Source organism: Pseudomonas sp. NPDC077186 (genome assembly GCF_044543505.1).
GTDB lineage: Bacteria > Pseudomonadota > Gammaproteobacteria > Pseudomonadales > Pseudomonadaceae > Aquipseudomonas.
The window spans coordinates 524,340-544,703 of sequence record NZ_JBITWE010000002.1; the positions used below are offsets into that span (position 1 = coordinate 524,340).

Consider the following 20,364-nt stretch of genomic DNA (forward strand, 5'->3'; position numbering starts at 1 on the left):
GGTTCTCACACGAGATCGACGCTAAGGATCCTCATGCCCTGGGACTCCCTGCCCCTGCTGTTCGTCGGCGCCCTGCTGATCTGGGTGCTGTATGCCTTCGTGCGCGAGAAATGGAGCCCGGACATAGTCGCCGCCATCGCCGTGGCGGCGCTGCTGGTCAGCCAGCTGCTGACCCCGGGCGAGGTGCTCAGCGTGCTGTCGAACTCGGCGCCGGTGACCATCGCCTGCATGTTCGTGCTGTCCGCCGCGCTGGAGCGCACCGGCTGCATCGACGCGCTCGGCAACTGGCTGGGCGAGCTGGTGGGCACCAGCCCGATCCGCGTGCTCACCGGCCTGACCGTCACCGCCCTGGTGATCTCCGCCTGCCTCAACAACACCCCGGTGGTGGCCATCCTCACCCCGGTGGCCATCGCCCTGGCGCGGCGCGCCGGCACCCTGCCGTCGAAGCTGCTGATTCCGCTGTCCTACGCCACCATCCTCGGCGGCACCCTGACCATGATCGGCACCTCGACCAACATCCTGGTCGACGGCGTGGCGCGCAAGGCCGGCCTGGAGCCCTTCGGCATCTTCGAGATCACCGGCGCCGGGCTGATCCTGGCCGCGGTCGGCATGCTCTACCTGCTGACCGTCGGCCACCGCCTGCTGCCCGATCGCGAAACCCTGTCCAAGCAGCTGCGCCCGGACCTGGACCGCACCTTCATGACCGAGCTGCTGGTGCCGCACGACTCGCCGATGATCGGCAAGACCCTGCACGAGGCCAACCTCAACGGCGGCAGCGGCCTGCAGGTGCTCAAGCTGTTTCGCGAAGAGCAGGAACTCACCGAGCCGGGCGGCGGCACCCTGCTGGCCAGCGGCGACCGCCTGGTGCTGCACGGCCAGGTCAAGGACGTGGTCGAGCTGCGCGAGAGCGGCCACCTGTCGTTCAACCGCGGCGACGCCTTCGAGACCATCAGCAGCCACGACGTGATCCTCGCCGAGGCCATAGTCGGGCGTAACTCGCGCTACAGTCACCGGCCGATGCGCGATCTCGACCTCACCGCGCGCTACGGTATCGCCGTGCTCGCCGTGCACCGCCAGGACGAGAACGTGCAGGGCAACCTCGACGAGTTCGAACTGCAGTTCGGCGACGTGATGCTGGTCGAGGGCACCCCGGCGCAGATCAAGCGCTTCGCCGACAACGGCGAGCTGATCAGCCTCAACGCCGTGCAGGAACGCGCCTTCCGCCGCGACAAGGCGCCGATCGCCATCGGCGCCACCCTGGCGGTGATGCTGCTGGCCGCCTTCGGCCTGATGCCCATCGAGGGCCTGGCGATCATCGGCGCGGTGACCGTGCTGGCGACCCGCTGCCTGGACGTGGAGGACGCCTACAAGGCGGTGGACTGGAAGATCCTCAGCCTGATCTTCGGCATGCTGGCCATCAGCATCGCCATGGACAAGGTCGGCCTGGTCAGCCTGCTGGTGCAGAACGTCATGGGCTGGCTGCCCTGGGCCGGGCCGCTGCTGATGTTGAGCTTCATCTACCTGTTCACCTCGATCCTCACCGAGCTGCTGTCGAACAACGCCGTGGCGGTGCTGGTCACCCCCATCGCCATCGGCATGGCCCAGCACCTGGGCGTCGACCCGCGCGCCTTCGTGGTGGCGGTGATGTTCGCCGCCAGCGCCAGCTTCGCCACGCCCATCGGCTACCAGACCAACACCTTCGTCTACAACGCCGGCGGCTACCGCTTCACCGACTTCATGCGCATCGGCATCCCGCTCAACCTGCTGCTGTGGCTGGTGGCCAGCTTCGTTATTCCGCTGTTCTGGCCGCTGACGCCGGTGTGACTTGATATCGAGCGGCGGCGGCTCCATCTAGCGGGCATAGATCCTGGAGCCTGCCGCCATGTCCGATCCCCTGCTGATTCCCTGCCCGCACTGCAACGGCCTCAACCGCATCCCCGCCGCGCGCCTGGGCGATGCGCCGCGCTGCGGGCGCTGCAAGGCCGAGCTGCTGCCGGCCGCGCCCATCGAACTGACCCAGAGCAACTTCGCCAGCCAGCTCAAGGGCGAGCTGCCGCTGCTGGTGGACGTCTGGGCAGCCTGGTGCGGGCCCTGCCAGGCCTTCGCGCCGACCTTCGCCCAGGCCGCCAGCCAGCTGCAGGGCCGCTGCCGCCTGGGCAAGCTGGACAGCGAGGGCAACTCGCAACTGGCCGGCCAGCTGGCCATCCGCTCGATCCCCAGCCTGCTGCTGTTCAAGGGCGGCGTGGAGGTGGCGCGGCAGAGCGGCGCCCTGCCGCTGCCGCAGCTGCTGGCCTGGCTGCGCCAGCAGGGCGTCTAGGCTGTCTCGCGGTATCCATCGTTCAAGCAAAAAAAACGCCGGGCGCACCCTACATAACGGGACGACCTGAGCGCTTCGGTCATTCGCCTCGACCGCTGCGGTCAATTGCACGGGCCGCACCAACCCTTAGTCTGGGCAGACCCTCGCCAAGGAGTCGCGCCATGCCCCTGCCCGTGGAACTCGCCCGCCAGCTCACCGAACAGCAGATCGCCTTCGTCCAGCGCAGCGGCCTCAAGGCCGAGGTGCTCGAACCCGGCTTCGTGCGCCTGCGCATGCCGCTGGCCGGCAACCAGAACCATATCGGCAGCATGTACGCCGGCGCGCTGTTCACCCTGGCGGAGATTCCCGGCGGCGCGCTGTTTCTCACCAGCTTCGACGTCGAACGCTTCTACCCGGTAATCAAGGAAATGAACCTGCGCTTCCGTCGCCCGGCCAGCGGCGATATCCAGGTCGAGGCGCGCCTGAGCGCGGCCGAGATCGCCCGCCTGGAGGACGAGGCCGGACGCCTGGGCAAGGCCGAGTACCAGCTCGACCTGCAACTGACCGACGGCGCCGGCGAGGTGGTCGCCGAGAGTCGCGGCCACTACCAATTGCGGGTACGCTGAGCCTCGACCTTGCCATAAGTCAAAAGAACGGCTAATTGAACAGGCACAATAAAATTGCCGACCGGTATCGGCAGGAGAGCCGTCGCCATGTTCCAGCACATTCTGATCGCCCATGACCTGCGCGACACGGCCGATATGGCCCTGTGCCGCGCCACCCAACTCGCCAAGCAGCACAATGCCCGCCTGACCCTGCTGCACGTGCTCGACCCCAGCCAAAGCAGCGAACAGCACGAAAAGGCGCGCCAGGCGCTGGACCGCAGCCTGACCCAGTACGCCCCGCCCGGCAGCGAGCTGCGCATGCTCAGCGGCAAGCCCTCGGAAGTGGTGCTGCAGGAGGTGCAGGACAGCGGCTGCGACCTGCTGGTGCTCGGCGGCCACCACCAGCGCCACGACTTCTTCTCCGGCACCAGCCTGGATCGCATCGCCCGCCGTTGCAGCGTGCCGCTGCTGCTGGTGGCGCGCAACGACTTCGCCCCCTACCGGCACACCCTGGCCGCCATCGACTTCTCCCTGTGCGCCTGCAGCGCCCTCGGCCAGGCCTACCGCCTGCTGCCGGGCAGCGCCGAGCTGCACGCCCTGCATGTGTTCGAGCCGGACAAGGGCACGCCCAAGGAGGTGCAGCTGCAACTGCAGACCCAGCAGGGGCTGATCGACCAACTGCTGCAGGACGAGGCGCAGAACCTGCCCGCAGACGGCCCGAGGCTGAGCCACGAGGTGATTCAGGGCGGCATCCTGCGTTGCCTGCAGGAGCAGATCAAAGCCCGCCGCAGCGAGTTGCTGGTGCTCGGCAGCCACGGCCGCAGCGCGCTGTCGCAGGCCCTGCTCGGCAGCCTGGCGCAGCATTTTCTGCACAAGGCGCCGTGCGACGTATTTGTGGTGCGCTGAGAGAAAGCCTGGTGCGCCGTACGCACCCGGCCGAGGTACGCACGGCGCACCCTACGCCCGATCGAGCAGCCCGTAGCCTGCGGTGGAGCGCAGCGAAACCCGGGAAGCCCGATCAGGCCTGATTGAGCAGGTCGTGCAGCTCGACGAATTGCTGGGTCAGCTTGTGCCGCGCATCCAGATGGATCAGCGGTGTGCACACCTGGTGCGATTCGCGCATCTTCACCGAGCTCATCAGGTTCACCGGCAGCACCGGCAGGCCCTCGGCAATCAGCTCGTCGAGCAGCTGCTGCGGCAGGGTCGCACGCGGCTGGAACTGGTTGACCACTATGCCCTCCACCTCCAGGCCGTCGTTGTGGTCGTCCTTGAGCTCGTCGATCTCGGCCAGCAGGCCGTACAGGGCATTGCGCGAGAAGCTGTCGCAGTCGAAGGGAATCAGCACGCGATCGGCGGCGATCAGCGCGGAAACCGTGTAGAAATTCAGCGCCGGCGGAGTGTCCAGGTAGATCTGGTCGTAGTCCTCGGCCAGCTCGTCGAGCAGTTTGCGCAGCTTGTTGATCTTGTGCTTCTGCTCCAGCTTGGGCTGCAGCTCGGCCAGCTCGGCGGTGGCGGTGACCACGTGCAGGTTGTCGAACGGCGTCTCGTAGATATCCACCTTGCCCTTCTTGGCGAAGGGCCCGCTGGCCAGGGTCTGCTTGAAGAAATCGGCGATGCCCATGGGAATGTCCTCGCCGGTCAGGCCGGTGAGGTAATGGGTCGAGTTGGCCTGGCTGTCGAGGTCGATCAGCAGGGTGCGATAGCCCTGAGACGCGCTGACCGCCGCCAGGTTGCAGGCGATGCTGGACTTGCCCACGCCGCCTTTCTGGTTGAACACCACACGCCGCATCTCACACCTCCCTGAGCCTCAGATGGTCTCGGATTCTATGCAAAGCCCGTGACAAGCGCGAGGCGCTTGCCCGGCCGATAGCAAAGAGGCCGCTTGCGCGGCCCCTGTTCTGCTTACTGGTGGTACTGCGCCGACAGCTCGTGCACCGCCTCGAAGAAGGCGCCGGCATGAGCCGGGTCGACCTCCGGGGTGATGCCGTGGCCGAGGTTGAACACCTGGCCGCTGCCCTGGCCATAGGCGGCGAGGATGCGCGCCACCTCGGCACGGATCGCCGCCGGGTTGGCGTACAGCACGCTCGGATCCATATTGCCCTGCAGCGCCACCTTGCTACCCACACGCTGACGCGCGCTGCCGATATCGCAGGTCCAGTCCAGGCCTAGGGCCTCGGCGCCGCTATCGGCCATGGATTCCAGCCACAGGCCGCCGCCCTTGGTGAACAGGATCACCGGCACAGGGCGGCCGTCGTGTTCGCGGATCAGGCCGTCGACTATCTTGCGCATATAGGCCAGGGAGAATTCCTGATAGGCCGCCGCCGACAGCGCACCGCCCCAAGAATCGAAGATCTGCACCGCCTGGGCGCCGGCCTTGATCTGCCCGTTGAGGTAGGCGGTGACCGCCTGGGCCAGCTTGTCGAGCAGCGCGTGCATGGCCTGGGGGTTGTCGTAGAGCATCGCCTTGGACTTGCGAAAGTCCTTGCTGGAGCCGCCTTCGACCATATAGGTGGCCAGCGTCCAGGGGCTGCCGGAGAAGCCGATCAGCGGCACGCGGCCGTTCAGCTCGCGGCGGATATTGCGCACCGCATCCATCACGTAGCCCAGGTCCTGCTCGGCATCCGGGATCGGCAGCGCCTCGATATCGGCCAGGCTGCTCACCACCTTGTTGAAGCGCGGCCCCTCGCCGGTCTCGAAATACAGGCCCTGGCCCATGGCATCGGGAATGGTGAGGATGTCGGAGAAGAGGATCGCCGCATCCAGCTGCGGGTAGCGGTCCAGCGGCTGGATGGTGACTTCGCAGGCCAGTTCCGGGTTCTTCATCAGGTTGACGAAGTTGCCCGCCTTGGCGCGGGTGGCGCGGTATTCCGGCAGGTAACGACCGGCCTGACGCATCATCCACACCGGGGTGACGTCCACGGGTTGCTTGAGCAGGGCACGCAGGAAGCGATCGTTCTTCAGGGCGGTCATGGCAGAGTCCAACGAAAAAAGTGCGGGCATTTTCGCAGAGCGCCAAACAAAAGGCACGGCGAGTGCCGTGCCTTTTGTCCAGCGGGTCAATTTGTCGCGGCGTAGGTTGGGTCGAGGAGCGCAGCGACGAAGCCCAACCTACATCAGACCTGCAGGTAATCGAGGATACCTTCGGCGGCGTTGCGGCCTTCGAAGATCGCCGTCACCACCAGGTCCGAGCCGCGCACCATGTCGCCGCCGGCGAAGATCTTCGGGTTGCTGGTCTGGTGCTTGAACTGGCTGCGCTCCGGCGCCACCACGCGGCCCTGGCTGTCGGTCTGGATCTCGAACTGCTCGAACCAGGGCGCCGGGCTCGGACGGAAACCGAAGGCGATCAGCACGGCCTCGGCCGGGATAATTTCCTCGGAGCCCGGGATCGGCTCGGGGCTGCGGCGGCCGCGGGCATCCGGTTCGCCGAGACGGGTCTCGACCACCTTGACGCCTTCCACCTTATCCTCGCCGACGATGGCGATGGGCTGGCGGTTGAACAGGAACTTCACGCCCTCTTCCTTGGCGTTCTTCACTTCCTTGCGCGAGCCCGGCATGTTCTCTTCGTCGCGGCGATAGGCGCAGGTCACCGCCTTGGCGCCCTGGCGAATCGAAGTGCGGTTGCAGTCCATCGCGGTGTCGCCGCCGCCGAGCACCACCACGCGCTTACCCTTCATGTCGACGAAGTCCTCCGGCGACTTCTCGAAGCCGAGGTTGCGGTTGACGTTGGCGATCAGGAAATCCAGCGCGTCGTGCACGCCCGGCAAGTCTTCGCCGGGGAAGCCACCCTTCATGTAGGTGTAGGTGCCCATGCCCATAAAGACCGCATCGTACTCATCCAGCAGCTGCTGCATGGTCACGTCCTTGCCGATCTCGGTATTCAGGCGGAACTCGATGCCCATGCCGCTGAAGACTTCTCGGCGGCGGCTCATCACGGTCTTTTCCAGCTTGAACTCGGGGATGCCGAAGGTCAGCAGGCCACCGATCTCCGGGTTCTTGTCGAACACCACCGGGGTCACGCCATTACGCACCAGCACGTCGGCGCAGCCCAGGCCGGCAGGACCGGCGCCGATCACCGCGACGCGCTTGCCGGTCGGCTTGACCTTGGACATGTCCGGGCGCCAGCCCATGGCGAAGGCGGTGTCGGTGATGTACTTCTCCACCGAACCGATGGTCACCGCACCGAAGCCGTCGTTGAGGGTGCAGGCCCCTTCACAGAGACGATCCTGCGGGCACACGCGGCCGCAGACTTCCGGCAGGGTGTTGGTCTGGTGGCTGAGTTCGGCGGCGGCGAGGATGTTGCCCTCGGACACCAGCTTGAGCCAGTTGGGAATGAAGTTGTGCACCGGGCACTTCCATTCGCAGTAGGGATTGCCGCAGCCCAGGCAGCGGTGCGCCTGGTCGGCGGCCTGCGCCGGCTTGAAGTTGTCGTAGATCTCGACGAATTCCTTCTTGCGCTGACGCAGCAGTTTCTTCTTCGGGTCTTTGCGCCCGACTTCGATGAACTGGAAGTCGTTGTTCAGACGTTCAGTCATTGCATTACCTCATCAAACCACTTCAGGCGCATTCTTATTGCGGGTTGGCACGGGTGCTGGACAGCAGCGACTTCAGGCTCGCAGCTTTCGGCTTGACCAGCCAGAACTTACGCAGGTAGTCGTCCAGGTTTTCCAGCAGGTTGCGACCCCATTCGCTGGCGGTTTCCTCGACGTATTCGGCGAGGACGCGCTGCAGGTGGCTACGGTAGGCCTCCATGGCTTCGCTGTTGATGCGCTGGATTTCCACCAGCTCGTGGTTGACGCGGTCGTAGAAGCCGTTGTCCAGGTCGAGCACATAGGCGAAGCCGCCGGTCATGCCGGAACCGAAGTTGTAGCCGGTCTTGCCCAGCACGCAGACGAAGCCGCCGGTCATGTACTCGCAGCAGTGGTCGCCCACGCCTTCCACCACCGCATGGGCGCCGGAGTTGCGCACGGCGAAACGCTCGCCGGCGGTGCCGGCGGCGAACAGCTTGCCGCCGGTGGCGCCGTACAGGCAGGTGTTGCCGATGATGGCCGACTCCTGGGTGGCGAACGGGCTGCCCTTGGGCGGCACTATCACCAGCTTGCCGCCGGTCATGCCCTTGCCGACGTAGTCGTTGGCGTCGCCTTGCAGGTGCAGGTGGAGGCCGCCGGCGTTCCACACGCCGAAGCTCTGCCCCGCGGTGCCCTTGAAGCGGAAGGTGATCGGCGCGTCGTTCATGCCCTGGTTGCCGTGCAGCTTGGCGATCTCGCCGGACACCCGCGCACCGATGGAACGGTCGCAGTTGCAGATGTCCAGCGCGAACTCGCCGCCGCTGCGGCCGTCGATGGCCGACCTGGCCAGCTCGACCATCTTCTCGGCCAGTTCGCCCTGATCGAAAGGCGGGTTGTTCTCCACCTGACAGAACTGCGGCTTGTCGGCCGGGATATGCGCGCTGGCGAGCAGCGGCGACAGGTCCAGGTTGCCCTGCTTGGCGGTCTCGCCCGGCAGCATCTCGAGCAGGTCGGTGCGCCCGATCAACTGCTCCAGGCTCGACACGCCGAGCTTGGCCAGCCACTCGCGGGTTTCCTCGGCGACGTAGGTGAAGAAGTTCATCACCATCTCGACGGTGCCGATGAAGTGGTCCTTGCGCAGCTTGTCGTTCTGCGTGGCCACGCCGGTGGCGCAGTTGTTCAGGTGGCAGATGCGCAGGTACTTGCAGCCCAGGGCGATCATCGGCGCGGTGCCGAAGCCGAAGCTCTCGGCGCCGAGGATGGCCGCCTTGATAACGTCGAGGCCGGTCTTCAGGCCGCCGTCGGTCTGCACCCGCACCTTGCCGCGCAGGTCGTTGCCGCGCAGGGTCTGGTGGGTTTCGGCCAGGCCCAGTTCCCAGGGCGCGCCGGCGTAACGGATGGAGGTCAGCGGCGAGGCGCCGGTGCCGCCGTCGTAGCCGGAAATGGTGATCAGGTCGGCGTAGGCCTTGGCCACGCCGGCGGCGATGGTGCCGACGCCGGCCTCGGCCACCAGCTTGACCGACACCAGCGCTTGCGGGTTGACCTGCTTAAGGTCATAGATCAGCTGCGCCAGGTCCTCGATCGAGTAGATGTCGTGGTGCGGCGGCGGCGAGATCAGGGTCACGCCCGGCACCGCGTAGCGCAGGCGGGCGATCAGGCCGTTGACCTTGCCGCCCGGCAGCTGGCCGCCCTCGCCGGGCTTGGCGCCCTGGGCCACCTTGATCTGCAGCACTTCGGCGTTGACCAGGTACTCGGGGGTGACGCCGAAGCGGCCGGTGGCCACCTGTTTGATCTTCGAGCTACGCACGGTGCCGTAGCGGGCCGGGTCTTCGCCGCCCTCGCCGGAGTTGGAGCGCGCACCGAGGCGGTTCATCGCCTCGGCGATGGCCTCGTGGGCCTCCGGCGACAGCGCGCCGAGGGAGATGCCGGCGGAGTCGAAGCGCTTGAGGATGGCCTGCAGCGGTTCGACCTGATCCAGCGCCAGCGGCTGCTCGGCGGTCTTGACCTTGAGCAGGTCGCGGATCATCGACACCGGGCGGTTGTCCACCAGCGCCGAGTACTCCTTGTACTTGGCGTAGCTGCCCTGCTGCACGGCGGCCTGCAGGGTGCTGACCACGTCCGGGTTGTAGGCGTGGTACTCGCCGCCATAGACGAACTTGAGCAGACCGCCCTGCTGGATGGCCTTGCGGTTGTTCCAGGCCTCGGCCGACAGCAGCTTCTGCTCGCTCTCGATGTCGACGAAGCGCGCGCCCTGGATGCGGCTGGCGACGCCGCGGAAGCACAGCTCGGTGACCTCGTCGGCCAGACCGACCGCCTCGAACAGCTGGGCGCCGCGGTAGGAGGCGACGGTGGAGATGCCCATCTTCGACAGGATCTTCAGCAGGCCCTTGGAGATGCCCTTGCGATAGTGCTTGAACACTTCGTACAGATCGCCCAGCACTTCGCCGGTGCGGATCAGGTCGCCCAGCACTTCATAGGCCAGGAACGGATACACCGCCGAGGCGCCGAAGCCCAGCAGCACCGCATAGTGGTGCGGATCGCGCGCGGTGGCGGTCTCGACCAGAATGTTGCAGTCGCAGCGCAGGCCCTTCTCGGTCAGGCGGTGATGCACGGCGCCGGTGACCAGCGCGGCATGCGCCGGCAGCTTGCCCGGAGCGATGTGGCGGTCGGACAGCACCAGCAGCACCTTGCCGCTGCGCACCGCCTCCTCGGCCTGGTCGGCCATATTGCGTACCGCAGCCTCCAGACCGAGCGACTCGTCGTAGTTCATGTCGATCAGCTGACGCTCGAAGCCCGGGCGATCCAGGTTCATCAGCGCGCGCCACTTGGCCGGGGAGATCACCGGGCTGCTGAGGATGACGCGGGCGGCATGCTCGGGCGACTCCTGGAAGATGTTGCGCTCGGCGCCGAGGCAGATCTCCAGGGACATGACGATGGCTTCGCGCAGCGGGTCGATCGGCGGGTTGGTGACCTGGGCGAACTGCTGGCGAAAATAGTCGTAGGGCGAGCGCACGCGCTGGCTGAGCACCGCCATCGGGGTGTCGTCGCCCATCGAGCCGACCGCCTCCTGGCCCTGCTCGCCGAGCGGGCGCAGCACCTGGTCACGCTCCTCGAAGGTGACCTGGAACATCTTCATGTACTGCTTGAGCTGGTCCGGGTCGTAGAAGGGCGAGCCGTGGTCGCGGTCTTCCAGGGTGGCCTGGATGCGCTGGGCGTGCTTGCGCAGCCACTGCTTGTAGGGGTGGCGCGACTTCAGGCGATTGTCGATGTCGTCGGTGGACAGCACCTGGCCGGTCTCGGTATCGACGGCGAGGATCTGCCCCGGGCCGACACGGCCCTTGGCGATGACGTCTTCCGGTTTGTAGTCCCACACGCCGATTTCCGACGCCAGGGTGATATAGCCGTTGCTGGTGGTGACCCAGCGCGCCGGGCGCAGGCCGTTGCGGTCGAGCAGGCACACCGCGTGGCGGCCGTCGGTCAGCACCACGCCGGCCGGGCCGTCCCAGGGCTCCATGTGCATGGAGTTGTATTCGTAGAACGCGCGCAGGTCGGCGTCCATGGTCTCGACGTTCTGCCAGGCCGGCGGAATGATCATGCGCACGCCGCGGAACAGGTCGATGCCGCCGGTGACCATCAGTTCGAGCATGTTGTCCATGCTCGAGGAGTCGGAGCCGACGCGGTTGACCAGCGGGCCGAGCTCTTCCAGGTCGGGGATCAGCTCGTTGGCGAACTTCAGGCGACGCGCCTGGGCCCAGTTGCGGTTGCCGGTGATGGTATTGATCTCGCCGTTGTGGGCGAGGAAGCGGAACGGCTGCGCCAGCGGCCATTTCGGCAGGGTGTTGGTGGAGAAGCGCTGGTGGAACACGCAGATCGCGGTCTGCAGGCGCTCGTCGCCCAGATCCGGGTAGAACTGCTGCAGGTCCGCCGGCATCATCAGGCCTTTGTAGATGATGGTCTTGTGCGAAAAGCTGCAGATGTAGTGGTCGGCGTCGGCGGCATTGGCCACCGAGGAACGACGACGGGCGCTGAACAGCTTGATGGCGAACTGCTGATCGGACAGCCCTTCGCCGCCGACGAACACCTGCTCGATGATCGGCAGGCGCTGCAGCGCCAGCTGACCGAGCACGCTGGTATCGATCGGCACCTTGCGCCAGCCAATCAGTTGCAGGCCGGCGGCCTCGATCTCGCGGTTCATGTTGGCGCGGGCGGCCTCGGCCTTGGCCGGGTCCTGGTTGAAGAACACCATGCCCACGGCATATTGCGCCGGCAGCGCGACGCCGAAAGACTCCTTGGCCACGGCGCGCAGGAACAGGTCCGGCTTCTGGATCAGCAGACCACAGCCGTCACCGGTCTTGCCGTCGGCGTTGATGCCGCCGCGGTGGGTCATGCAGGTAAGGGCCTCAATGGCGGTCTGCAGCAGGTGATGGCTCGCCTCACCTTGCATATGGGCGATCAAGCCGAAGCCGCAGTTATCCTTGAACTCATCAGGACGGTACAAACCTGCTTTCATAGGGGAAACTCTCACCAGGCTGCCTAGACTTCAGGCAAATTGCTTTCTAATTCAATTACTTAAACCTGAAAAGCGGGCACGGGCCAGCTTTGCATAGGCAAAAGGGAGGTCATTGTACATATCCGCCCAGGCCGTCACAAATCTTCGTGACGAGGCGATGAAAACTTATGTCGCGAAAACGAAGGATAAGACCGCAAGGTCGTGCTAACGACCCAGCGGTCACTCTGCAGCGGCGGGCTAGCGGCGCATTTCCTGCTGAATGCTGCCCAGGGAGCGCGGCCAGGGCTTGCCCGCCTGCAGCTTGGCCGGCAGCGCCTTGACCGCCGCCTGGGCGGCATCGCGGCTGGCGAAGCTACCATAGGTCAGCACGAACAGCGGCTGGCCCTGGTGCACTTTCTTGAAGTAGCGGTATTCGCCGCCACCTTCGCGCACCAGCGCCTGGATATTGGCCTCCGAGCGCGAGCCGAGAATCTGCAGGGCGTAACGCGAAGCCGGCTGCTGGGCATACCAGTCGCCCGTTGCCGCAGCGCCCTGGGCGGGCTTGACCGGAGCAGGCGCGGGAGCAGGGGCCGGCGCCGCTGGCTTGGCGACCGCCACCTCCGCCGGCTTGGGCAGCGCAGGTGCAGGTGCAGGTGCAGGTGCAGGTGCAGGTGCAGGTGCAGGTGCAGCAGCGATTGGAGCGGCCGGCGCCACGACTGTCGAGGGCGCCGCCACGACGGGCGCGGCCGGCGGCTCGAAGCTATCCAGCTCCTCGCCCGCCGCTTCCGCCAGAGGCTGACGAATCACTGCCTGCGACTCCCCCACCAACGGCAGAGGCAGCGGCTGACTGGCGCCGGCGAACTCGATGGCCGGCGCCTTGCTCTCGACCACCGGCGCCTCGGCAGGCGCCTCGACTGCCGGCGCCGGAGCGGCAGGCTGCAGCGACAGCGGCGCGGTGATCTCCGCCGTTGCCGGTGCCGGCGCCTCGCGCCCTTGCATCAGCCAGGCCGCCGCGACGCCGACCAGCACCACGGCCAGCGCCAGCAGATGCTTCTTCGGCAAGGCGAAGCCGGCACCCGCCCCCCGCCCGGCGGCGCGCTGCGCCAGCATCTGCTCCACCAGCAGCTCGCGCGCCTCCTGGTTGACCGCCCCCGGCCAGCCCTGGGAACGCAGATGAATCTCCTCGATCTGCTCCTCGTTCAGCACCTCGATACCCTGCCCGGCACCGTCGAGGCGCTGCGCCAAATAATCGCGCGTTTCCTCCTCGTTATAGGGCTGCAATTCGATGGCGTGGTAGCACTCCTCGCCGCCTGCCAGGGCCTCGAGCCGCTCCAGCAGCTCGGGCTCGGCGAACAGGAACAGATGCGGGCGCCCCTCGCCATTGCCCGCCGCCAGCGCCAGCACGGTCTTCAGCGCGGCATCGTCGAGCTGATCGGCATCGTCGATCAGCAGATAGACCTCCTGGCCGGTCAGCGCCAACTGCGCGACCTGCGCCAGGATCGAGCGCAGGTCGGCCTGGGCCACGGACAGCCCCTGGGCGACCTGGCGCAGCAGGGCGTCGCTGCCGCCCACGCCCTGGGCCAGCACGATGCTCTGCACCGCCTGCTTGTTGGTGCTGGCGACCAGCGCCTGGCGCAGCAGGGTCTTGCCGCTGCCTTGCGGGCCGACTACCGCCAGCAGCAGCTGGCTATAGCGTGCCAGATGGTGCAACTGGCCCAGCACCGGCTTGCGCTGCGCCGGAAAGAACTTGAAGCCGGGCACCCGCGGCGCGAAGGGGTCGTGACTGAACTGGTAATGCGCCAGGAAAGCTTCGTCAGCATGCAGACTGGTCATGGATCACTCTTCAAGAGTTGAACGACTGAGCCAACGCGGCGTAGTCGCTGCGCAGCGTGGCGTCGAGAATTTCACGCGGGTAGTCGGCGGTGACCACGGCCTCGCCCAGGCGCTTGAGCAGCACCAGGCGCAACTGGCCATCGAGCACCTTCTTGTCCACCGCCATATGTTCGAGAAACTGCGCCGGGGTCATGTCCCGCGGCGGTACCACCGGCAAACCCGCCGCCTGCAGCAGACGGACGCCGCGATCGCGCTCGACCGCCGACAACCAGCCCAGGCGATGAGACATCTCCAGCGCCATCACGGTGCCCGCGGACACCGCCTCGCCGTGCAGCCACACGCCATAACCCTGCTCGGTCTCGATGGCATGGCCGAAGGTATGACCGAGGTTCAGCGTCGCCCGCACACCGGACTCGCGCTCGTCGGCACCGACCACCCGCGCCTTGGCCGCACAGGAGCGCTCGATGGCATAGGTCAGCGCCGCCTGATCCAGACTGCGCAGCGCCGGCATATTGGCCTCGAGCCAGCCGAGGAAGGGCTCGTCGCAGATCAGCCCGTACTTGATCACCTCCGCCAGTCCGGCGGAGAGCTCACGTGCGGGCAAGGTGTTCAGGCTTGCCGTGTCGATCAGCACCGCCTTGGGCTGGTAGAAGGCACCGACCATGTTCTTGCCCAGCGGGTGGTTGATCCCGGTCTTGCCGCCGACCGAGGAATCGACCTGCGACAGCAGGGTGGTCGGCACCTGAATGAAATCCACACCGCGCTGGTAACAGGCCGCAGCAAAACCGGCCATGTCGCCGATCACCCCGCCGCCCAGAGCGACCACCGTGGTACGCCGGTCGTGGCGCGCCGTCAGCAGGCCGTCGAAGATCAGCTGCAGGGTCTCCCAGTTCTTGAACGCCTCGCCGTCCGGCAACACCACCGAGGCCACATTGAACCCCGCCAAGGACTGCAGCAGGCCCTGCAGATAGAGCGGCGCGACGGTTTCATTGGTCACCACCGCCACCTGCCGCCCACCGATATGCCGTGCCAGCAGCTCGGACTGGGACAACAGACCACTGCCGATATAGATGGGATAGCTGCGCTCGCCGAGTTCAACGTGAAGAGTCTGCATGAGGCCCCCAGAATCAAAAGGGCTCTAGGATAGCGCAGTTCGCCCCGCGCTTTAACGGGGCGACAGGGCTTCCAGGCGCGCCAGGATTTCCTGCACCACCATGCGCGGCGGCCGCTCGTCCGTTTCGATGACGATATCGGCGACTTCCCGGTACAGCGGATCGCGCACCGCCATCAAATCCCGCAGCACCTGGGCCGGGTTGGCCGTACGCAACAGAGGGCGATTGCGATCGCGCGAGGTGCGGTCGATCTGCTGCTCCACCGAAGTGTGCAGATAGACCACGCGACCACCGGCATGCAGGGCCTGGCGATTCTCCGGACGCATCACCGCGCCGCCACCAGTGGCGAGCACCAGGCCATCCTGCAGCGACAGCTCGGCGATCACCGCCTGCTCTCGCTCACGAAAACCCTGCTCCCCCTCGACATCGAAGATCCAGGGAATATCGGCACCAGTGCGCTGCTCGATCTCCTTGTCGGAGTCCTTGAAGGGCAGACGCAGCTCTTTGGCAAGCAAACGCCCGATGGTGCTCTTTCCAGCTCCCATCGGGCCAACGAGGATTACATTCCGCACTTAGGTCATCGGTTCACGGCAATGGCTTGGTTGTTCATGATACGCGGAGTGAGGAAGATCAACAGTTCTTCTTTCTGATCCTGAACCAGGTCGCGCCGGAACAGACGCCCCAAGTACGGCAGATCCCCCAGGAACGGAACCTTATCGACCGACTTGGTTTGAGTATTAGAGAACACGCCACCGATCACAATGGTCTCACCATCGGCCACCAGCACCTTGGCATTCACCTCATTCTTGGCGATCGAGGGCACACCTCCAGTCTCCGAAGCCTGCGAGAAGTCAGGCGCATCCTTGGTCACCTTGACCTCGATGATGATGCGATTATCCGGCGTGATCTGCGGAGTCACCTCAAGCGAAAGCGCCGCTTCTTTGAAGGAAGTGCTGGTTGCACCGCTGGAACTGGCCTCCTGATAAGGGACTTCGGAACCCTTCAAGATCTTGGCCGTTTCCTTGTCGGAAGTGACAACCTTGGGCTGCGACACAACCTCGCCATTACCACTTGCTTCCATGGCAGAAAGCTCAAGATCCAAGATGGTGTTATCGGTGATAAAACCGATGCCCAAGCCAGAACTGGCGCCAGGAGAGCCAAGGTCTACGAAATTCCCCAGAGAGGGCAATGGATTCTGCGCCCCTGCGTTCTGGCCATAGCCCGGCGCAGTCGGACGCAGAGCGCTACGCCCACCCACTACGAAATTGTTATCGCCGACACGAGCGCCACGCCAGTTAACACCGAGTTGCTTCTCGTAATTGACATTGGCCTCGACTATACGCGCCTCGATCATTACCTGACGCACCGGAATATCCAGCTGGGCGACGATGCGCCTTAGCTCGTCGAGTCGCTCCTGAGTCTGATAGGCGATGATGCTGTTGGTGCGATCATCCACAGTAATAGAACCGCGCTCATCAGCCGTGCCTTCAGCACTGGTCACGGACTTGAAGAGCTGAGCCATATCGGCTGCCTTGGCGTAGTTGACCTGGATCAGCTCGCGGCGCAAGGGCGCCAGTACAGCGATCTGCCGGCGGGACTCCAACTCCTGAACCTCACGAGCGGCAATTTCATCGGCCGGGGCGACCAAAAGCACGTTACCGACTTTGCGCTGATCGAGCCCCTTGGTCTTCAGCACTAGGTCAAGGGCCTGATCCCACGGCACGTTCTGCAGACGCAAAGTAATGTTACCGCGCACCGTGTCGCTCGCCACGAGATTGAGATCGGTGAAATCGGCAATCAACTGCAGCACCGAGCGCACATCGATATCCTGAAAATTCAGCGAAAGCTTTTCGCCCGTATAAGCGAAACGATCTGCTTTACGTTGTTCGACATCGTCTGGGGTCAGGGGCTTGATGCTTACTGTCAGCTTATTATCCGCCTGATATACCAAGTAATCGTACAGACCGACCGGCTCAATCAGAATGCTGGTTTGATCAGCAGAACTACTGGCGTTTACGAACTGGACAGGCGTTGCGAAATCCTTGACATCCAAACGGACACGTAGCGACTCAGGCAATTGCGTCTTGGCAAAATTCAAGCGAATCTTACCGCCCTGCTCCTGAATATCAGGATTCACGGAAGAATCCGACAATTCAATAACGACATTCCCCTCACCCTGCTCGCCACGCTGAAAGTCGAGATCACGAATGGCTCGACCAGCGACCGGAACCACCTTGGAAACGCCGGGGGCAACTTCGGCTACTTGTCGAGGTGCAACTCCTGCTTTCGCGGCATCGCCAACAACTACGAAGAGGTCGTTACCTTCGACACGAGTACTGTAGGGGGCCAAAGCGGTGAGGTTGATGATCAACCGAGTCCGATCCTTGGCCTCCACCACGGTCACGCTACGTGCGTTACCCATGCCGAGATCACGATTCTTGCTACCCAACTTATTGGCCACGCCAGGCAGATCGAGCGCGATACGGGCCGGCTGCTCAATCGTATAGCCCCGCGGCGCGACTACCGGCTCGTCGAAAGATAATTTTAGCTCTACACGGTCACCCGGCAAAGATGCCACATCCAATTGCTGCAGATTGGCCGCGAGCACTGCTGGAGATAAAAGCAGCATCGCCAGAGTACAACCAAATCGCGAAAACGAGATATTCATTGCATGCTTCCGTTGTGCAGACTGGTAATTATTTTTCATATGAACCCCGCCTTTCTATGAGCGCTCTTTGAGCGCAAGGCTTCGCGGCCGTTCCAACCAACCGCCATCACCGTCAGGAACTATTTCAACAACCTCGATCTTCGCATCGTCCACAGCCACTATTCGACCGTGATTTCGACCCAAGTAGTCGCCGACTTTGACCCGGTGTACTCCCCCCGCACCACTTACCAGTGCAAATACTCCACCGCTGTTGGACAGAGTACCAACCATCTCAAAGATCTCTATATTGAACCCCTCGAGAAACTCCCGCACGCGACTCTCATCGGGCTTGATTTCCTGAGAGCCTTTGGGTCGGCTGACGGCCTCTACCTTGACCGGAGGCTGAAACGGGCTGCGCAGCGAAGAGGCGCTGTACGCAAAAGCCTCATAAGGCTGGAACTTGGGTAACGGCTCAATCGCCCCCTTCGGCCTGGCCCTCACCTCAGTCATGAATGCCTGCAGATCAGAAAAATCCCCATCAGAGCTACAGCCCTGAAGCAGAGTCAAAAACAGAGGAAGCAAAGCGAGCTTTGAAGCCTTCATTTCTCCAGCCCCTTATCGTTGTAACGATAGGTCTTCGCCAGTACCGTCATACGCAGAACCGATGAACTGTCCTGCGCCGCCGGCTTAATTTCGAAATCGTGCAGCGTCACGATGCGCGGAAGACTGGCAACGCCACTAACAAAAGTTGCGAGGTCGTGATAACTCCCCTCTACGGCAATCTGTATCGGCAGCTCAATGTAAAACTGCTGAACGACCTCAGGCAGAAGCTTGATTTCCTCAAACTCCAAGCCGCTCCCCAAACCAGTCCGAGTAATATCCTCCAGCAGCCCTGGAACTTCAGTATCGCTCGGTAACTGCCTCAACAGCGCACCAAACGACACCTCCATCTCTGCCATTTGCTCTTTATAGGCCTCCAAGTTTGCCGCCTGGAATGCCTTGGTCGAAAACTGCTGCTTCAACCCTTCCTCTTCAGCCTTTGTCCTGTCCAAGGTAGCCTGCAGATCGCTGATATGGAAATAGTAACCAGCCCCCAACACCAGAATAAAAAACAGCACGAAGACAACGCCTTTTACCGCCGCCGGCCATGCCCCGATGTTATTGACATCCAGATCATTCAGATCGAACTTACGCAGACTTTCAATAGATTCAGCCAGGCTCATTTCTTTTCACCCTCGACGACTTCTGCCGCAGGTTGCGTCTGCTGCACGCTCAACTGAAAGACGTTCGCTTGATCCAATGCCCCCGCCGTAGTGGCTTTCACCTGCGTCAGGTTGGGCGCCTCCAGCCACTCGGAGCCGTCCAGGTTACGCATCAGGTTGGAAACACGGTTATTCGATTCCGCCGCGCCGAGAATGGCGATGTTCTTGCCAGTCATCTTGACGCTGGTGAAATACACGCCATCGGGCAGGGTTCTCACCAGTTGATCGAATACGCGGCCGATAATCGGGCGGTTGCCCTGCAGGTCCTGAATGATCTTCATCCGCTCCAGCAACTGCTGACGGCGGGTCTTCAGCTCGCTGATTTCCTTGATCCGCGCATCCAGAACGGCGATTTCCTTCTTGATGAAGTTGTTGCGCGCATTCTGCTGTTCGATGGCGGCGTTGAGCAGCTGATCGCCAAGGAAAACCACGCCGGCGGCCACGACGAGCACGCCCACCAAGGTCACCAGGAAACGCTGCTTGCGCTCTTCGCGCAGCTGTTCGCGCCAGGGAAGTAAGTTGATCCGTGCCATCAGTCGAAACTCCTCATCGCCAGACCACAGGCAATCATCAGTGCCGGCGCGTCACTGGCCAGTGCGCCGGCGTTGACCTTGCTACTCAGCGCCATGTCGGCGAAGGGATTGGCCACGAGAGTCTGCGTGCCGATCTTCTGCTGGATCAGGCGGTCGAGGTCGGGGATGGAGGCGGTGCCGCCCGCCAGGAGGATGTAGTCGACATCGTTGAACTGGCCGGCGGCGAAGAAGAACTGCAGGGAGCGCGACACCTGCTGGACCACGGCCTCCTTGAACGGCTGCAGCACCTCGCTCTCGTAATCGTCGGGCAGACCGCCCTGCTTCTTGGCCAGGCCGGCCTCTTCGACCGACAGACCATAGCGGCGCTGCACTTCCTCGGTCAGCTGCTTGCCGCCGAACAGTTGCTCGCGGGTATAGATGGTGCGGCCGTTGTGCAGCACGCTGAGGGTGGTCATGGTGGCGCCGATATCGACCACGGCCACGGTCAGCTCGTCATGGCCGCCGCCTAGCTGGGCTTCGAGCAGGCCGTAGGCACGCTCAAGCGCGTAGGCCTCGACATCCACCACCTTGGCGGTCAGACCGGCAAGCGCCAGGGCGGCTTCGCGCACTTCGACGTTTTCCTTGCGACAGGCCGCCAGTAGCACCTCGACCCGTTCCGGGTTGCGCGCGGCAGGGCCCTGCACTTCGAAATCAATGGCGACTTCTTCGAGCGGATAGGGAATGTACTGATCGGCCTCGATCTTCAGCTGGTTCTCCAGATCGTCTTCGGAAAGCCCGGCCTCCATCTCGATGGTCTTGGTGATGACCGCCGAACCGGCAACCGCCACGGCGGCCGTCTTGACCCCGGTCTTGGCCTTGGCCAACACCCGCGACAAGGCCTGACCGACCCCCTCCAGCTCGGCGATGTTCTTCTCCACCACAGCGTTTGGCGGGAGCGGCTCGACTGCGTAAGCCTCTACCTTGTAGCGGCTTCCCGAGCGACTCAATTCGAGGAGCTTGACCGAGGTCGAGCTGATATCGATCCCCAGCAGCGTATTCGCTTTCTTATTGAAGAGCCCTAGCACGACCGTTTTCCTATTGGC

16 protein-coding genes are annotated in these 20,364 nt (G+C 64.0%); 4 read left to right on the top strand and 12 right to left on the bottom strand.

Annotation, left to right across the window (positions count from 1 at the left end; all coding sequences use genetic code 11):
• Positions 1 to 33 precede the first annotated feature (33 nt).
• The 4 genes from ACIGKL_RS10985 to ACIGKL_RS11000 all read left to right on the top strand — a co-directional run bounded on the left by ACIGKL_RS10985 (position 34) and on the right by ACIGKL_RS11000 (position 3,807).
• Complete coding sequence (locus ACIGKL_RS10985; RefSeq protein ID WP_397486666.1) at positions 34 to 1,824, top strand: SLC13 family permease; 1,791 nt, start codon at positions 34 to 36, stop codon at positions 1,822 to 1,824.
• 58 nt (positions 1,825 to 1,882) lie between these two features.
• The gene (trxC, locus tag ACIGKL_RS10990) at positions 1,883 to 2,317 is read left to right on the top strand and encodes a thioredoxin TrxC (protein ID WP_397486667.1); all 435 of its coding nucleotides are present in this window, start codon (positions 1,883 to 1,885) and stop codon (positions 2,315 to 2,317) included.
• A gap of 161 nt (positions 2,318 to 2,478) precedes the next feature.
• The gene (locus tag ACIGKL_RS10995) at positions 2,479 to 2,922 is read left to right on the top strand and encodes a PaaI family thioesterase (RefSeq protein ID WP_397486668.1); all 444 of its coding nucleotides are present in this window, start codon (positions 2,479 to 2,481) and stop codon (positions 2,920 to 2,922) included.
• Between the two features lie 87 nt (positions 2,923 to 3,009).
• On the top strand, positions 3,010 to 3,807 hold the full coding sequence (locus tag ACIGKL_RS11000; protein WP_397486669.1) for a universal stress protein: 798 nt from the start codon (positions 3,010 to 3,012) through the stop codon (positions 3,805 to 3,807).
• Positions 3,808 to 3,919: 112 nt separating this feature from the next.
• Here the strand turns inward: ACIGKL_RS11000 and ACIGKL_RS11005 are convergent, their stop codons facing one another.
• The 12 genes from ACIGKL_RS11005 to ACIGKL_RS11060 all read right to left on the bottom strand — a co-directional run bounded on the left by ACIGKL_RS11005 (position 3,920) and on the right by ACIGKL_RS11060 (position 20,346).
• Positions 3,920 to 4,690 carry a ParA family protein gene (locus ACIGKL_RS11005; protein WP_397486670.1) on the bottom strand — a complete coding sequence of 257 codons (771 nt, stop codon included), beginning with the start codon at positions 4,688 to 4,690 and terminating at the stop codon, positions 3,920 to 3,922.
• Between the two features lie 113 nt (positions 4,691 to 4,803).
• The gene (gene hemE, locus ACIGKL_RS11010; protein ID WP_397486671.1) at positions 4,804 to 5,871 is read right to left on the bottom strand and encodes a uroporphyrinogen decarboxylase; all 1,068 of its coding nucleotides are present in this window, start codon (positions 5,869 to 5,871) and stop codon (positions 4,804 to 4,806) included.
• Positions 5,872 to 6,014: 143 nt separating this feature from the next.
• A complete protein-coding gene (locus tag ACIGKL_RS11015; RefSeq protein ID WP_397486672.1) occupies positions 6,015 to 7,433 on the bottom strand; it encodes an FAD-dependent oxidoreductase in 1,419 nt (472 codons plus the stop codon).
• A 34-nt stretch (positions 7,434 to 7,467) separates the two neighbouring features.
• Complete coding sequence (gene gltB, locus ACIGKL_RS11020) at positions 7,468 to 11,916, bottom strand: glutamate synthase large subunit (RefSeq protein ID WP_397486673.1); 4,449 nt, start codon at positions 11,914 to 11,916, stop codon at positions 7,468 to 7,470.
• 237 nt (positions 11,917 to 12,153) lie between these two features.
• A complete protein-coding gene (locus tag ACIGKL_RS11025) occupies positions 12,154 to 13,728 on the bottom strand; it encodes an AAA family ATPase (protein WP_397486674.1) in 1,575 nt (524 codons plus the stop codon).
• Positions 13,729 to 13,738: 10 nt separating this feature from the next.
• Positions 13,739 to 14,842, bottom strand: a complete 1,104-nt coding sequence (gene aroB, locus ACIGKL_RS11030; protein ID WP_397486675.1) for a 3-dehydroquinate synthase — start codon at positions 14,840 to 14,842, stop codon at positions 13,739 to 13,741.
• 51 nt (positions 14,843 to 14,893) lie between these two features.
• The gene (gene aroK / locus ACIGKL_RS11035; RefSeq protein WP_122109219.1) at positions 14,894 to 15,412 is read right to left on the bottom strand and encodes a shikimate kinase AroK; all 519 of its coding nucleotides are present in this window, start codon (positions 15,410 to 15,412) and stop codon (positions 14,894 to 14,896) included.
• A 5-nt stretch (positions 15,413 to 15,417) separates the two neighbouring features.
• Entirely contained in the window at positions 15,418 to 17,508 is a 2,091-nt protein-coding gene (pilQ, locus tag ACIGKL_RS11040) for a type IV pilus secretin PilQ (protein ID WP_397486677.1), read from the bottom strand.
• Positions 17,509 to 17,562: 54 nt separating this feature from the next.
• Positions 17,563 to 18,090: a type 4a pilus biogenesis lipoprotein PilP gene (gene pilP / locus ACIGKL_RS11045; RefSeq protein WP_397486678.1), complete on the bottom strand. Its 528-nt coding sequence runs from the start codon at positions 18,088 to 18,090 to the stop codon at positions 17,563 to 17,565.
• Positions 18,087 to 18,710 carry a type 4a pilus biogenesis protein PilO gene (gene pilO / locus ACIGKL_RS11050; RefSeq protein WP_397486679.1) on the bottom strand — a complete coding sequence of 208 codons (624 nt, stop codon included), beginning with the start codon at positions 18,708 to 18,710 and terminating at the stop codon, positions 18,087 to 18,089. Before pilO ends, pilP begins: the two co-directional genes overlap by 4 nt.
• Entirely contained in the window at positions 18,707 to 19,282 is a 576-nt protein-coding gene (locus tag ACIGKL_RS11055) for a PilN domain-containing protein (protein ID WP_397486680.1), read from the bottom strand. The genes pilO and ACIGKL_RS11055 overlap by 4 nt, the downstream gene beginning before the upstream one ends.
• A complete protein-coding gene (locus tag ACIGKL_RS11060) occupies positions 19,282 to 20,346 on the bottom strand; it encodes a pilus assembly protein PilM (RefSeq protein ID WP_397486681.1) in 1,065 nt (354 codons plus the stop codon). The genes ACIGKL_RS11055 and ACIGKL_RS11060 overlap by 1 nt, the downstream gene beginning before the upstream one ends.
• Positions 20,347 to 20,364 lie beyond the last annotated feature (18 nt).

Bases quoted from the DNA above. Each gene is read 5' to 3' on its own strand.
- ACIGKL_RS10985 (WP_397486666.1), top strand. From the start codon at position 34: ATGCCCTGGGACTCCCTGCCCCTGCTGTTCGTCGGCGCCCTGCTGATC.
- trxC (WP_397486667.1), top strand. From the start codon at position 1,883: ATGTCCGATCCCCTGCTGATTCCCTGCCCGCACTGCAACGGCCTCAAC.
- ACIGKL_RS10995 (WP_397486668.1), top strand. From the start codon at position 2,479: ATGCCCCTGCCCGTGGAACTCGCCCGCCAGCTCACCGAACAGCAGATC.
- ACIGKL_RS11000 (WP_397486669.1), top strand. From the start codon at position 3,010: ATGTTCCAGCACATTCTGATCGCCCATGACCTGCGCGACACGGCCGAT.
- ACIGKL_RS11005 (WP_397486670.1), bottom strand. From the start codon at position 4,690: ATGCGGCGTGTGGTGTTCAACCAGAAAGGCGGCGTGGGCAAGTCCAGC.
- hemE (WP_397486671.1), bottom strand. From the start codon at position 5,871: ATGACCGCCCTGAAGAACGATCGCTTCCTGCGTGCCCTGCTCAAGCAA.
- ACIGKL_RS11015 (WP_397486672.1), bottom strand. From the start codon at position 7,433: ATGACTGAACGTCTGAACAACGACTTCCAGTTCATCGAAGTCGGGCGC.
- gltB (WP_397486673.1), bottom strand. From the start codon at position 11,916: ATGAAAGCAGGTTTGTACCGTCCTGATGAGTTCAAGGATAACTGCGGC.
- ACIGKL_RS11025 (WP_397486674.1), bottom strand. From the start codon at position 13,728: ATGACCAGTCTGCATGCTGACGAAGCTTTCCTGGCGCATTACCAGTTC.
- aroB (WP_397486675.1), bottom strand. From the start codon at position 14,842: ATGCAGACTCTTCACGTTGAACTCGGCGAGCGCAGCTATCCCATCTAT.
- pilQ (WP_397486677.1), bottom strand. From the start codon at position 17,508: ATGAATATCTCGTTTTCGCGATTTGGTTGTACTCTGGCGATGCTGCTT.
- pilP (WP_397486678.1), bottom strand. From the start codon at position 18,090: ATGAAGGCTTCAAAGCTCGCTTTGCTTCCTCTGTTTTTGACTCTGCTT.
- pilO (WP_397486679.1), bottom strand. From the start codon at position 18,710: ATGAGCCTGGCTGAATCTATTGAAAGTCTGCGTAAGTTCGATCTGAAT.
- ACIGKL_RS11055 (WP_397486680.1), bottom strand. From the start codon at position 19,282: ATGGCACGGATCAACTTACTTCCCTGGCGCGAACAGCTGCGCGAAGAG.